Here is a 13875-nt window from a genome sequence, read left to right as displayed (position 1 = left end):
TGTTGTTCCATGATTCACGTAATGCTGCTATGCCTTCGTTGCAGACGTTGTCATAAAGTAAATTAAATTCTTTAATATTTAAAAAACTACCATCCCTTAGCGCACTCATTAATATTATTCCACTTTCAACATCAATATCATTAGAAATTAAATCAAGTTTAACAAGATTTGGAAAGTTACCATTCTTTAACAATTTAGTGATTGCTATTGAGCCTTCTGCGCCAATAACGCTAGAAGTTAATTTACACTCAGTAATATTTGGAAGATTAATATTCTCTAATGCTTCATTTAAAACTTCTCCGCACTGAGCATCAATATAACAATTAGATAAAGTCAAGCTTGTAATATTTTGCTTTTTCTATAAAAAGTTTACTAGCTTTTCCATATATACATATAGATTATTTAACTCTCAGGTGTTACTATTAACATATTGATTAAAAAAGTCAACTTCCATGGTTTCTATAAGTTATAGAGCTGCTAATTACAGCATAAATTTAAATAATTGTCAACCTTATGAACAACTAACTTTACTTCTTTTTAACCTGATACCTATGCTTTGTTTCAAATTTCCATCAAAAAGTAACATTACCCCCTCCAGCCAACCTTTCTGCTTCATTTCGTGAAATCAATGCCTCAATAAATTCATCTAGTTCACCTTCTTTTATAATCTGTTCTAATCGATGTGAAGTGAGATTAATTCTATGATCTGTTATTCTTGATTGTGGAAAGTTATAAGTTCTTATACGTTCAGAGCGATCTCCAGAACCAATTTGGCTTTTCCTCATTGTTGACCTTTCCATTTCTTTTTTTTGTCTTTCAATTTCGTATAGCCTTGCTCTCAACACTTTGAGCGCTTTAGCCTTATTTTTGTGCTGCGATTTTTCATCTTGCTGTATTACAACTATCCCTGTTGGCAAGTGGGTGACCCTTACTGCGCTGTCAGTTGTATTCACTGATTGCCCTCCAGGACCACTGGATCTATAAACATCTATGCGTAAATCTTTTTCTTCTATTTCAAAGTCAACCTCTTCTACTTCAGGTAATATTGCAACAGTAGCTGCAGAAGTGTGCAATCTTCCTGAGGATTCAGTTTCTGGCACTCTTTGTACTCTGTGCACCCCTGACTCAAATTTCAGTCTTGCAAAAACTTCTGTTCCATTAATGAGTGCAGAAGCTTCCTTATAGCCACCTATACCTGTATTAGAAATACTTATTGGCTCAAACTTCCAATTTCTTCTTTCTGCATATTTTTGATACATACGAAATAACATCGCTGCAAATAATGCTGCTTCTTCTCCGCCTGTGCCTGCCCTAATTTCTAATATTGCATTTCTTGAGTCATCTTCATCTTTGGGTAATAATGCCAACTTTAGTTTTGCTTTTACTTTCGGTAATAGTATCTTTTGCTTCTCAAGAAGTTCTTCTTTTGCTAACTCTTTTATATCATCATCGCTGTTCTCATCTTTCATGATTTCTTCTAAATCTGAAATTTCCTCTTTTAATATATTATATTCATCGATTATCTCGATAATTGGTCTGAGTTCAGAGTATTCCTTTGAAAAACTAACGAATTCTTTTTGACTCAAATTGGTAGGGTTTTCCAGATTTCTCTCTACATCAGAAAACTTTTTTTTTAAGTCTTGTAAATTATTCTCTATATCCATATAGTACAGGTCTAGTTTTCAACTGTTTAAGTAAGTAATATATACTGAAATAAAAAATTTCTTATATCAAGCAATAACACTATAATTGTCTCGAATATTTCTACCTAAATATAATGGCAAAACAGATAACATCAATCTGCAGCTTCATATTTGGAGCTTCAGACAAAAAATCATTACCAGATGAGTCGGCTCCAGAGATTGCATTTGCTGGTAGATCAAACGTAGGAAAATCGAGTTTAATCAACTTGCTGATAAACAGCAAAAAAGCTGCAAGAGTTTCTTCTAAACCTGGATGCACTAGACAAATAAATTTTTACTCTATGTACAATGATAAGTTTAGGATTGTCGACCTACCGGGTTATGGCTATTCTTGTGCGAGCAAGGAAGAAGCAGTACAATACTTAAACCTAATTGAGTACTATCTAATTCACAGGAGAAATCTAAAAAGAGTGTTTGTGCTTATAGATAGCAAGGTAGGATTAAAAGAAATAGACAAAGACTTTGTTTATTGGTTAATATGTAATAATATTAACTTTAATATTGTGCTAACAAAAATAGATAAAGTGAGTCAAGAAAGTCTAGATGCTATTCTAGACAATACTCAAAAGTGGGTTAATAATGAACATGTGTCAATTCATCAAATAAGCATTCGTGTTAAGCATAAAATCACCAAGGTAAGAGATGAGTTTTTCAAATTTACAAGATAAAAAAATGAAAAGTGATGAATCTTTAAATGGTAAGATGCCATTGAAGGAAAAAACAGAAATATTATTTGAAGTTCTGTCTAACATACCTAAATTTGTAGGCGAAACTTTTATCATCAAATGCAGCAGTGTAATAATCTCAGATGAAACGCTGCTTAGTGCTTTTGCGCATAATGTTGTTCTGTTGAAACAGCTTGGTATAAATCCGGTGGTAGTTCATGATGGAGAATATGAAATTAACTCAGTGTTAAAAATGCTAGGTATGAATGATAAGTTTATAAATGGTGTCAGACTTACAGACAAAAGCACTATGAAAATCATTGAAATGGCACTGTGTGGTTCAATTAATAAAAAAATTGTTCAGCATATAAATTCTGCTGGTGGTTCAGCTATTGGACTATGTGGAAAAGATGGCAACCTCATAAAAGCTGAAAAGATAAGCACTACGCTTAGGGAAAATAGATTAAATAATATTGAAAAAATACTAGACATGGGATTTATCGGTAGACCAACTGAAATCAATCCTGATATATTATTCTTTATTGAAGAATCAGATTCGATACCAGTTATTGCACCTATCGGTTATGGAAAAAATGGAGAAACATATCATATTGATACTGATAGCACTGCAAGTGCAATTGCACTTGCAGTTTACGCATCTAAAATGATAATCTTGAGTGATACAGATGAAGAAATAAACAAAGTTGGCAATGGAAGAGTCTTGATTAAAAATTTAAAAAAATCGATTGATTGTGGAAAAATTAAAGGAGAAAAATTTGTTGAAAGGTTTATGTCGTATACTAAAATGGTGGAAGAATGTGCAGGGGTTGTTCACATAGTTGATGGTAGAGTACCTAACATTATACTTGATTTATTTACTGAGAATAATTCAGGTATATCAATACTGGGTGATTAATAGCTGTACTGCTTATAACCATATGAACATTGAAAATTTGGGGATAGCTTATGTCAAATTCCTATTCTCTTTTCCAGGTTTTTAGGGTTTTTTTCTTGCAAGCATAATAGTTTCGTATATATAATGAGACCAAATGGTATTTTTAGCTTGATAACAGAGGAAAATAAAGAGGGCTTGGGTGTAACACTCAAATAATGATTTACTTTATGGATACCGCTAGAAAAGTTGATTAAGGTGTACAATTCTCTCTGCATCAAGTGACTCAGGATATCGAACCTATGAACGCTTGGGATTTCTTACATTTGGTCAATTTGAGTGCTTTGAATGGAGGAGCTAAAGGTGAAAATTGACCACACTATATCTCCAAATAGTAAAGACATTGAATATTTGTCTAGAAAAATCAATGAGGAAACCATTGATAAAGGTACGTGTAACCCATTTGCTTTTTTTATTCGCGATGATACTGAACAAATTATTGCAGGTTGTAGCGGTTTTGTTATCTATGGTTCAATTTACACTGACTTGCTTTGGGTGCACTCTGATTATAGAAGAAAAGGTATGGGAAAGCAGCTAATGGAAGAAGTTCATGATTATGGTCGAAAAGTGCACTGTAAAATAGCAACCGTTGCAACCATGAACTTTCAAAGAGCAGGAGCATTTTATGAAAAACTTGGGTATGAGTGTGATCTTGTACGTCCAGGCTATGTTGATGGAGCGACATGTATATTTTTGAAGAAAGTGTTGTAAGATGCACTGTAAAATAGCAACCATGAACTCTAAAGTATTTAAAGAGCCTACTAGTATCTTTAATGCAAATGCCCATGTGATTCTATAGATAATCTCTGTTTTTTTATTTTATCTGTCCATTTATCATTCTCTATATCTTGTTTGTTGGTTGCTCTTTTTTCTTGCTCAACAATTGCCTTATCTATCTTCTGATGAATTGCATTAATTGCATTTTTTTCTTTGTATACTTCGCTTTTTCCTTCAACAATTAAATTGGTAAAAATATTTACAACAAACTGCACTTGATTATGATTAACCTGACCTTTTATCGAAGAAGGTAAAGAGTTTAATTCCATCAATACTTCTGATGCTGTTTTATCTTGAGTGGAAAGCCCTAAATTATCTGCTACTTCACTTATTAATAACTCTCTGTTTTCTTTATTATCTTCCAATTTAGTATAATCACGCAGTAGATCCATAACTGCAGATACTCTGACTTCAATAATATCATCAACATCTTCACCTCCTAGAGCAACTCCTGATTCCAATAACTTCTCTCTGAGGTTCTTGCTTAAAAGATTAATAAATTCTTCATTTGCATCTGATCCTATGGTTGATATCGTACCATCTAAATAGTTATTTACTTTGATTTGAGTACCTAAGCTATGCTCTATTTGTATTTTTATCTCAGGTCTAAATCCTAATTTTGTACAGAATTTCTGAAAATATTCTTTAATAATGTCAAACAAGGTCTTGCCATTGTCTTTATAGTTTTTCAACTCTTCAGGAATAGTAAGCAACAGTTTACCATCACCGTATGTTACAAAGTTTTTACCATCGTAAGATTTAAGTGTGAATTTTAATGAGCTAGATAGGTCACATATTTTCTCTTCCGGATTGTCAAACGTGGTTATAGGCATTGCCATATCAGACTTCACTTTTATGTGGTTGTGGTCAGTGCAGTAAATGTTTAGCGCTTTTTTAGGACTGTGTGGAGTTAAACTACAACTATTGAGTGCGGCATGAGATTCATTAAATATACCAGCCCCATACCCTGCTTGATTGCAATTAGTGACTAGCTCTTCTAAAATAGCATCACTTGGAACTTCTGCCCCAGCGTATCTAAACATTTCCTTGAAAATTTCCTTTGCTAATGCACGGTAATCTTTTTTGGAGAATAGATGATAAGAGCTTCTCCCTGCGTTATAAAATCTCTCAAATTCCTTTCTATATTCATCAGTTTTTTTCTCATCAGCAACTGTAGGGCTATTACAATGATTTCCCCAAACTTCAGATAGTCTATCTTGATCAAGTTCCTTAAGTACTGGTTCCATAAAAGCTTTACCTTCTTCAGAGAGGTTATCAAAATTATCACGGTTAAAAATCTCATTTTTATAATCTTTAGCTCCTTCCTTAAATGCAATAATAAAATTTTTATCTATTTTTTTTTCATTAATAATAAAATTCATTCTTTGAAAATCTAAGAACATTGTTTCACCGGAATTCGCTAATTTATTATCTTGATTTGTTCTTAATTTACTAAAATTGAATTCTTTAGCTGTGGCCTTTAATCTAACTACCGGACTCTTATTTGCCTCTTTCATAATCAACACCTTACTATAAATATGCTGTAAGTTGTACCATATAATGATGAATAATTTTATAATATATAAAAAAAGTCGATAGTCTATTTCTTTATTTTAGGGATACAGGAAAGGCGTAGATTTCTCTTTTCATTTGTAGCATGCTGCATTAATATTTACGTATTAATCTAGAAAATAGTGATGAATAATATTGTAATTGTTGGTCTGCAATGGGGTGATGAAGGCAAGGGTAAAATAGTAGATTACCTTTCCGAAAATGCAGATATAGTTGTGAGGTTTCAGGGGGGAAATAATGCAGGGCATACTATAGTAGTAGATGATAAGGTGTATAAATTAAATTTACTGCCCTCTGCTGTTTTGAGGCCAGGCAAAATATCTATCATAGGAAATGGCGTTGCTCTTGATTCACATGCTCTAGTCTCAGAAATAGAGTCATTGAAAGTTAAAGGAGTGGACGTAAACTATAACAACTTGATGGTATCCGAGAGCTGTCCATTAATACTTAGCGTACATAAGGACAAGGAAAAGCTATTTGAAGATTTAAACGGGAATCACAAAATTGGTACAACAAACAAAGGGATAGGGCCATGTTATGAAGATAAAGTTGGCAGGAGAGCTATACGCCTTTGTGACTTAGAAAACGCAGATGAGCTCAATCAAAGAGTGGATGCTCTCCTGAGTTACCATAATGCTATCAGAAAAGGACTTAACTACCAGGTAGTTAAAAAAGAAGAAATATTAAAGGAAATTCAAGAGATTTCAGAAAAAATTCTTTTATATAAAAAACCTGTGTGGAAGATACTAAATGATTTTATGAAAGAAGGTAAGAAAATAATATTTGAAGGCGCTCAAGGCGCGTTTTTAGATATCGACCATGGAACTTACCCTTTTGTTACTTCAAGTAATACCGTAGCATCGCAAGCGATAACAGGCTCAGGATTATCCTACAATGCTCACATTATTGGTGTAGCAAAAGCGTATACAACAAGAGTGGGTAATGGTCCATTTCCTACTGAACAAAATAACGAGATTGGAGACAGCTTATTTTCTATAGGTAAGGAACTTGGAACAGTAAGCAATAGAAGAAGGCGCTGCGGATGGTTTGACGCAGTTTTAGTGCGCCAGGCCGTACAACTCTCTGGAGTTTCAAGCATTGTATTAACCAAATTAGATATTCTTGATTCTTTTGATACTATTAAAATAGGCACTGGTTATAAGTATGGCGGAAAAATGTATGATTATTTACCCGCATCACATTCAATACAAAAAGAATTAGAGCCAATATATGAAGAATTTCCTGGTTGGAAAGAGAAAACTCAAGGCAAAAGGTCAGTTAAGGAATTACCTGCAAATTTGATGAAATATGTGAGAAAAATAGAAGAATTAATAGGCGTATCAATTCATCTAATTTCAACTAGTCCCAATAGAGAGGGTGTTATTAAGCTTAAAAATCTATGAAAACGTCTTGCTAACTTTTATCTAATAAAAAACGATACTTGTGTGACTTCGAGCAATCTATTATGCAAAGTAGCAGTATAAACGTACAGTGAGCAGTGTGATTTTTCTTAAATACATGTTGATTGTTATAATATAAACATAGTTAAAGGAGGCGTATTATGATTGCAGGTTTGACTAAGGAAGACAAAGCAGTAAAAGCGGAAAAAACAAGTGATCAGTTGAGAGAATTGTCAGTTGCAGAATATGTAGTTAAGTCAATACATGACTTGCAAAAATTGCATAATAGATTATGTTCATCACAGGGCAACAATTGTGTTAATGATAGAGAGAAGTTTGTCCAAGATAGTGATGGGCTTGGTATATTTCAATTTCTCAAAAGCTATATTAATGATGCAGAAAAAAATGAGCCTTCCATTAAGAACCTTGCTATAATGAAATTTCTTCGCTCAATTATAGAAGATAGAGAACTATATAAAAAGTTATGCAGTTTCGATGATTTTCTCGATTGTGAGTTAGAAAATTTGAGAGATAAGATAAGCTTATTAGCGCTTTTGAGAGAAAAGATGGACTTTACTGATATACAAAAAGCTTATGGTAATTGGCGTTTTAATAATCTAATAGGTGATAATGATTTTAAGCGAATGTATGTGGATGAAGCAGTAAAAGAAAGAGAAAAGCCTGTTAATGAGGACTTTGAGAAAAATATAGGTAAATACATAGAGTTAGTAAAGGAAGGAAAAGAAGTTGCAAGTAGGTATTTTGGAAAATGGAAAGAGGACTTTCAAGTTTACTGTGAAGAAATTGACAATAATAATAAAGTTTTGAATATTAACCTTACTCATTACGACAATAGTGAGCCAACAAAGATTAGTGACGTTTTACAGCAAGAGAAAGATATTAAAGAACTGAATATCTATTGCAATAAAAAACATGAAATACACGCTCATAAAAAAGATAAGAAAAGATATTATGAATTTAAAGAAGGTGCATATTATGAAATGACAAGCACTTGGCCTGCAAAAGATGGATCAGGAATGTGTACCATGATTATGAATGTGAGTAGCGATGGCATAACTGAAATACTAAAATTTAATGGTGAAGATTTTGTTTCATCGAAGGAGATTCTAGAATTAATAAAGCAAAACGATGAATTATATATTCAAGGTCTCTCCTTATATGATGCTGTAATAGAATCACTAGAAGAGGATAGGGCTACTCCTATTAATTTTTACAATGAATCTATAGTGGCCCATCAAGATAAGGAATCAGAGGGAAAGTTAGATCATAAAGTTGATGCTGATAATAGCCTTCCTTCTTCTCCTTCTATTAATAGCAATGCATTAGAAGTCAATTTACAGCACACTGAAACTCAACCAGAAATTGCTTCACAACAAATAACTGATTTACAAAACAGTTTTGGAAAAGAAGAGCGAAAAAACACGGAATTGCAAACTGAACTGGCACAAAAAGATGAAAAGTTAGCAAGTGTGTTAGCAGAGTTACAAGAGAAAGCACAAGAACTTAAAAATGTATGTGAAGCAAAAGGAAAGCTAGAGGGTAAGCTAAAAGGTGTTAATACAGAAAAGAAGGAGTTAGAAGACAAATTAAAAGAAGCAGCACACATAATGAAGGAAAAGGAGCAGTATATAAGCAATTTAAAACTTCAAGTGCAAGAGTTGAAAGATGAGCATAAAGCACAACTGGAATCTTATGAACAAGGGATATGCAAGCTAGCATGGGAAGTTGAAGAGTTAAGAAACAAGCTAGAGTGTGAGAATGAATGGGATGATAAAGTTGTAGAAATAGCTGATGGACTGGGAGAAAAAATTCATGCTGATGAACAAAGAAGCCTCAATAATCAATTTTATACTCCAACAAGAAATATTTTTAATGAGACTAATAATGAGTCTTGTGTTCCACTGGAAGAAAAGATGACGTTACTCAGATCTTCAAGCTCTGATGGCGGATATGGTAGTGATAATGGTTTATCTTCTAACATGAGTTCTATTGAACAAAGAAGCTTCAATCATCAATTTTATACTCTTGCAGGAAACGTTTTTAGTAAGCCTGATAGTGCCTCACAAAAGAAGACAGAGTTATCCAGATCTTCAAGTTTTGATAGTGGACTTGATAGCGATGAGGAAAATTGTGATAATGATTTATCTTCTAACATAAGTTCTATTGAGAAGGCAGCAAAGAGTAGAAGCGTAGGTAGCTCGCTTTCCTCTTGCATTGTTAAGGAGATGATTGGAGTTAAGTTGCAAGAGCAATATTCAAGTAGAGTATAAAAATCTCTTGTATTGATAATAATTTAAAATCTATAGTAGACTGAAAAAGATTATTAAATTATAATACGACAATGATAAAAGAAGACAAATCAAAAACAATTTTTGAAGTGGAAGGGGCAGTAACTGCTTTACTGCCTGCAGCAGAATTTAGAGTGAAGCTGGACAATGAACATGAGATTATCTGTCATGTATCAGGAAGAGTGAGAAGAAGCAAAATACGTATCATTATAGGCGATAGAGTGTTAGTTGAGATGAGTATTTATGATAGGAATGCAAGAAAGGGTAGGATAATAAAAAGGCTCAAGTGATAGAACAATCTCTAGATAATCTTATTCTTGCTTCATCATCAGAAAGGCGAGTAGCCTTACTAAAACAAATAAATATTAAACCAGGTTTGGTTTTGCCAGCAGATACAGATGAATCGCCTTTGAAGAAAGAGCTGCCAAAAGATTACTCAATCCGTATGGCAAAAAGTAAAGCCGAGAAAATACAAAGTGCAAATCCAAATTACTTTGTGCTTGGTGTTGATACAGTTGTTGCTTGTGGTAGAAGGATACTGCTCAAAGCTGAAAACGTTGAGCAAGCAGAAAAATGCGTTCGCTTGTTATCAGGAAGAAGGCATAGAGTATACACCAGTGTGTGTTTATTAACTCCTGATCAATCTAAACAGCATATTAGGACTGTAGTTACAATAGTGAAATTTAAGCGTCTCAGCGAACAAGAAATTAAATATTATTTAGCATCAGAAGAGTGGAAAAACAGGGCAGGGGGGTGCAACATACAAGGTCTTGCAGGAATGTTTGTATTATTTTTACGTGGCTCATACTCTTCTGTAATAGGGTTACCATTATATGAAACCCATTGCTTGCTAAGTAATTATTTTTGCCTAGGGAGTGTTAAATAAACTGTGTCAAACCACATTTTTAGCTCAACTGAATTTTCAATCTGTTGGGAAAGAAAATATCGAGCTGAGATATAGTTAATGCCCAATTAGGCAAAGCCATTACCCATTTTTGCTCTACTTTTTTTATAGCACAATATACCTGTTTGTACAAGGCGTTTGTGTTGGTAAATGAGCCCTTGGTTTTGGTGAATTTCCTAATTTGCCTATGTAGCCCCTCTATGGGATTAGTAGTATAGATTATCCTCCTAACTGGATCGGAATACTTAAAATAACCAGATAGGTTTTCCCAATTATTCTGCCAAGATTTTATAACCATAGGGTACTTTGTGCCCCATTTTTCATCTAATTCCAACAGATAATTCTCGGCAATTTCCTTACTTGAAGCTTGATATACCTTCTTTAAATCACTCAAAAAACTCTTTGCATCTTTACTAGCTACATACTTCAGTGAGTTACGTATCTGATGCACTATACACATCTGCACTTCTGCATTAGGGAACACACCGTTTATTGCTGCAGGAAAGCTTTTTAGCCCATCTACACATGCAATTAGAATATCTTCCACTCCTCTCTCTTTGAGATCATTTAGTACTCCCAACCAGAAGTTAGCTCCTTCACTTTCAGCTAAATAAAAACCTAATACTTCTTTTCTGCCATTTTGATCTATACCTAATATATTATACATACATTTACTTACACAATGCCCGTCCTCCTTGACTTTAAAAAATATTCCGTCCATGAAAACTATCGGATATACAGACTGCAGCGGACGACTACGCCATTCGTTGATTACTGGTAGCAGTTTGTCAGTAATACTTGATATCTCTGCCGCCGATATTTTGTGATCGTAAATTTCCTCAATATGTGACGCTATATCTCTGTATCCCATGCCACTGGCAAATGTGCTTAAGACCTTTGCTTCAAGTTCTGGATGTAGGCTTGTTTGTCTTTTTCTAACTATTTGGGGTTCAAAGCTTCCTTCCCTGTCTCTAGGTGTTAACAACTCAAATGAGCCTCCACTCGTGCGTAAAGTTTTTGCGTTTCTCCCATTTCTTCGGTTATTTTCTTCACTTTTAGCTGACATGTGGCTTTCTATTTCACCTTCCAGACTTGCCTCTAGCAACCTTTTTATAAACGGTGTTAATGCTCCATCTCTTCCCGTCAGCGGCCTTCCTTCTCTTATCGATGATAGAATATTTGCTTCCAGTTCTTTATAGTCTACCAAACCGGTAGTTCTGTTTACTTGACTCATGTCAAACCTCCATTTTTTTATATCAATTATATTTTTATTTCTTGGTTTGACACAGTTTATTTAACACTCCCTGGAATCCAGATTGGGCCTAAGTTGGTAAACACTTTACAACGTTTTGAATGGAACTCTGTGAAAGGACTGGATGCCAGTGTCAAGCACTGACCATTTGCTGTCTGCAAAAATGAATGTTCGTACAGCTGTGTGCTTGACGCTGGAATCCATTATACTCCGTAAATTTAATTGGTTTCATGACATCAACTTTTGCATTCCAGTTATGCAAGAAATCTATTATATAATATTATTATCACCCTCTTGATAGTTTGTTAGCTCCTCTCCTCCTGAGTTACTCGGTGCAATTATTTGATCAGATTCAGTTGATGGTTCATCAGATCCAAATAACCATGAAAAAAAGCCACCAAAAAATGATGTAATTAAAGAAAAGGGCTTCATAATTATATTAAGCAAATTATCAAAAAAAGAGCTAGGGTGTTCTTCACTTGTTGATGATTCACTTGGCTCAGTATCTTCCTCTTGACCTACTTCATTATCTTTTGATGCTATACTGTCATCAATTTTTTTGGGGGGTTTTAGTAATAGAGTTTTTATTTCTTCTGTGCTAGCTAAATCTAAAGGAGTCTTTCCATATTTATCTTGTGCATCAACATTTGCTTCTGCGTTTATTAGAGCTTCTACTATCTCTTTTCTATTATAGTTTGCAGCCCAATGTAAAGGAGTCCTCTCATCCTTATCTAGTGCATTAACATTTGCCTTCATTTCTATTAGAATGTCAACCATCTTTTCACGGCTCCACGATACATTAGGCAATGTATTCCAGTTGCTTTTTTCAATTACCAGGTGTAAAGGAGTCTTTCCATCTATATTTTGTAAATTAACATTGATACTTTCTGCTTTCAGTAGATGGCGCAATGCATATATATCCATCACGTTCTTTTTTAAAAATAAATGCAAAGGGGTGTCTTTATTTTTATCTGTTAGATTAACATTGATGCCTTTTTTGTTCAGTAGAGTGTAGAATTTATCTGTATCTATATCTAGGTCTATTTTTTGAAGAATTAAATGTAAAGGGGTTTCTCTTTCATCATTTTGTGCATTAACGTCTGCTTCTTTATCAAGTAGAAATTTTACTATCTTTTCTGTATCTTTATATCTACTTTTAGCAGCAAAATGTAAAGGGGTACTTAGATCATCACTTTGTGCATCAACCTTTGCTCCTTTGCTGAGTAGAAATTCTACTACGTCTTTATGTCCATATTTAGCAGCAAAATGTAAAGGGGTGCTTAGATCATCACTTTGTGCATCAACCTTTGCTCCTTTACTGAATAGAAATTCTACTACACCTTTATGTCCATTTTGAGCAGCCAAATGTAGAGGAGTCTCTTCAAATTCATTTTTTGCATCAATTTTTGCTCCTTTGCTGAATAGGAATTCTACTACATCTTTATGTCCATTTTGAGCAGCTAAATGTAAAGGAGTATTTCCACCTTTAGCTATTGCATTAACCTGTGCTTTTCCTTCCCCATTCAACAGATTTTCTACATCATCAATATTACCGCTTTTAGCAGCTTCAAGCAGTTTATCATTAGCCTCTTTTACGCTTTGTAATAGATCTCCTATTTCTTTTGCCCCAGCTAAATGTAAAGGAGCATTTCCATCTTTATCTACTGCATTAATATATGCTCCTGCTTTTATTAGAGCCACTACTATCTCTTTATTGTTGTTTTTAGCAGCATAATGTAGAGAAGTCTTTTTGTTGTTATCTTGTGCATTAACATTAATTTCCTCGTTTCTTAATAGGGCTTCTACTATTTTCACATAGCCACATTTTGTTTCAGCAGCAAAATACTGATTCCAGTAATCATCTACCTCATCTGGATTTGGTATATCAACATAGCACACTTCAACAGTCAAATGTAAAGGAGTCTGTCCTTTATCATTTTTTGCATTAACATTTGCTTCTTTCTTTAATAGGTCTTCTACTGCTTTCAAGTCGCCAAGTCTGGCAGCTAGATGTAGAGAAGACTTGCAATATTCATCTTGTATTTTTAGAAATTTATCATACACATGGCGTACTTGAGCAGCATCGAAAGTAATAAAATCTGTTCCATTGTCTAATAGAACTTTTGCTATATCAAGATGATCATTTTCAACAGCTAAATATAAAGAATTATCATAATTTGTGTTTGTTGCATTAACATCAGCTCCTTTGCTTATTAGGCGCTTTGCTTCATTAAGATCACCTCTTTTAGCAGCATCAAGTAAAGCAGCATCTATATCTCTGATTGAATAATCCATTTAACACTTCTCTATAAAATTGCATTACTATAGTAAAGTAATTAAT

The 13875-nt window shown here is 33.8% G+C and carries 12 protein-coding genes; 7 read left to right on the top strand and 5 right to left on the bottom strand.

Annotated features, from left to right (window positions below):
- Positions 1-337, bottom strand: a 337-nt coding sequence (locus tag LEM02_RS06560; protein ID WP_226080788.1) for a leucine-rich repeat domain-containing protein, incomplete at its 3' end; no start/stop codon positions are given.
- Positions 338-572: 235 nt separating this feature from the next.
- Positions 573-1664, bottom strand: a complete 1092-nt coding sequence (gene prfA / locus LEM02_RS06555) for a peptide chain release factor 1 (protein ID WP_226080787.1) — start codon at positions 1662-1664, stop codon at positions 573-575.
- 110 nt (positions 1665-1774) lie between these two features.
- On the opposite strand from prfA, the gene yihA reads away from it, so the two are divergent.
- The 3 genes from yihA to LEM02_RS06540 all read left to right on the top strand — a co-directional run bounded on the left by yihA (position 1775) and on the right by LEM02_RS06540 (position 4031).
- Positions 1775-2371 (top strand): ribosome biogenesis GTP-binding protein YihA/YsxC, encoded by a 597-nt coding sequence (gene yihA / locus LEM02_RS06550; protein ID WP_226080789.1) that lies wholly within the window; start codon positions 1775-1777, stop codon positions 2369-2371.
- A complete protein-coding gene (gene argB / locus LEM02_RS06545) occupies positions 2346-3284 on the top strand; it encodes an acetylglutamate kinase (RefSeq protein WP_226080786.1) in 939 nt (312 codons plus the stop codon). Before yihA ends, argB begins: the two co-directional genes overlap by 26 nt.
- 324 nt (positions 3285-3608) lie before the next feature.
- Complete coding sequence (locus LEM02_RS06540) at positions 3609-4031, top strand: GNAT family N-acetyltransferase (protein WP_226080785.1); 423 nt, start codon at positions 3609-3611, stop codon at positions 4029-4031.
- Between the two features lie 59 nt (positions 4032-4090).
- Here LEM02_RS06540 and LEM02_RS06535 read toward each other — a convergent pair whose 3' ends face one another.
- On the bottom strand, positions 4091-5614 hold the full coding sequence (locus LEM02_RS06535; RefSeq protein ID WP_226080784.1) for a hypothetical protein: 1524 nt from the start codon (positions 5612-5614) through the stop codon (positions 4091-4093).
- A gap of 180 nt (positions 5615-5794) precedes the next feature.
- On the opposite strand from LEM02_RS06535, the gene LEM02_RS06530 reads away from it, so the two are divergent.
- The 4 genes from LEM02_RS06530 to LEM02_RS06515 all read left to right on the top strand — a co-directional run bounded on the left by LEM02_RS06530 (position 5795) and on the right by LEM02_RS06515 (position 10264).
- Complete coding sequence (locus LEM02_RS06530; protein WP_226080783.1) at positions 5795-7072, top strand: adenylosuccinate synthase; 1278 nt, start codon at positions 5795-5797, stop codon at positions 7070-7072.
- A gap of 158 nt (positions 7073-7230) precedes the next feature.
- Positions 7231-9360, top strand: a complete 2130-nt coding sequence (locus tag LEM02_RS06525; RefSeq protein ID WP_226080781.1) for a coiled-coil domain-containing protein — start codon at positions 7231-7233, stop codon at positions 9358-9360.
- Positions 9361-9431: 71 nt separating this feature from the next.
- Entirely contained in the window at positions 9432-9668 is a 237-nt protein-coding gene (infA, locus tag LEM02_RS06520) for a translation initiation factor IF-1 (RefSeq protein WP_007302820.1), read from the top strand.
- Positions 9665-10264, top strand: coding sequence for a Maf family nucleotide pyrophosphatase (locus LEM02_RS06515; RefSeq protein ID WP_226080779.1), 600 nt, complete (start codon positions 9665-9667; stop codon positions 10262-10264). The genes infA and LEM02_RS06515 overlap by 4 nt, the downstream gene beginning before the upstream one ends.
- Before the next feature lie 19 nt (positions 10265-10283).
- On the opposite strand, the gene LEM02_RS06510 is transcribed toward LEM02_RS06515, so the two are convergent.
- Together LEM02_RS06510 and LEM02_RS06505 are read right to left on the bottom strand one after the other, a co-directional pair.
- Positions 10284-11516, bottom strand: coding sequence for an IS256 family transposase (locus LEM02_RS06510; RefSeq protein WP_226079221.1), 1233 nt, complete (start codon positions 11514-11516; stop codon positions 10284-10286).
- Positions 11517-11804: 288 nt separating this feature from the next.
- Positions 11805-13829 (bottom strand): ankyrin repeat domain-containing protein, encoded by a 2025-nt coding sequence (locus tag LEM02_RS06505; protein WP_226080776.1) that lies wholly within the window; start codon positions 13827-13829, stop codon positions 11805-11807.
- Positions 13830-13875: the final 46 nt, after the last annotated feature.

Source organism: Wolbachia endosymbiont of Tribolium confusum (genome assembly GCF_020405475.1).
GTDB lineage: Bacteria > Pseudomonadota > Alphaproteobacteria > Rickettsiales > Anaplasmataceae > Wolbachia.
This window is presented reverse-complemented; position numbering and strand designations above follow the sequence as displayed.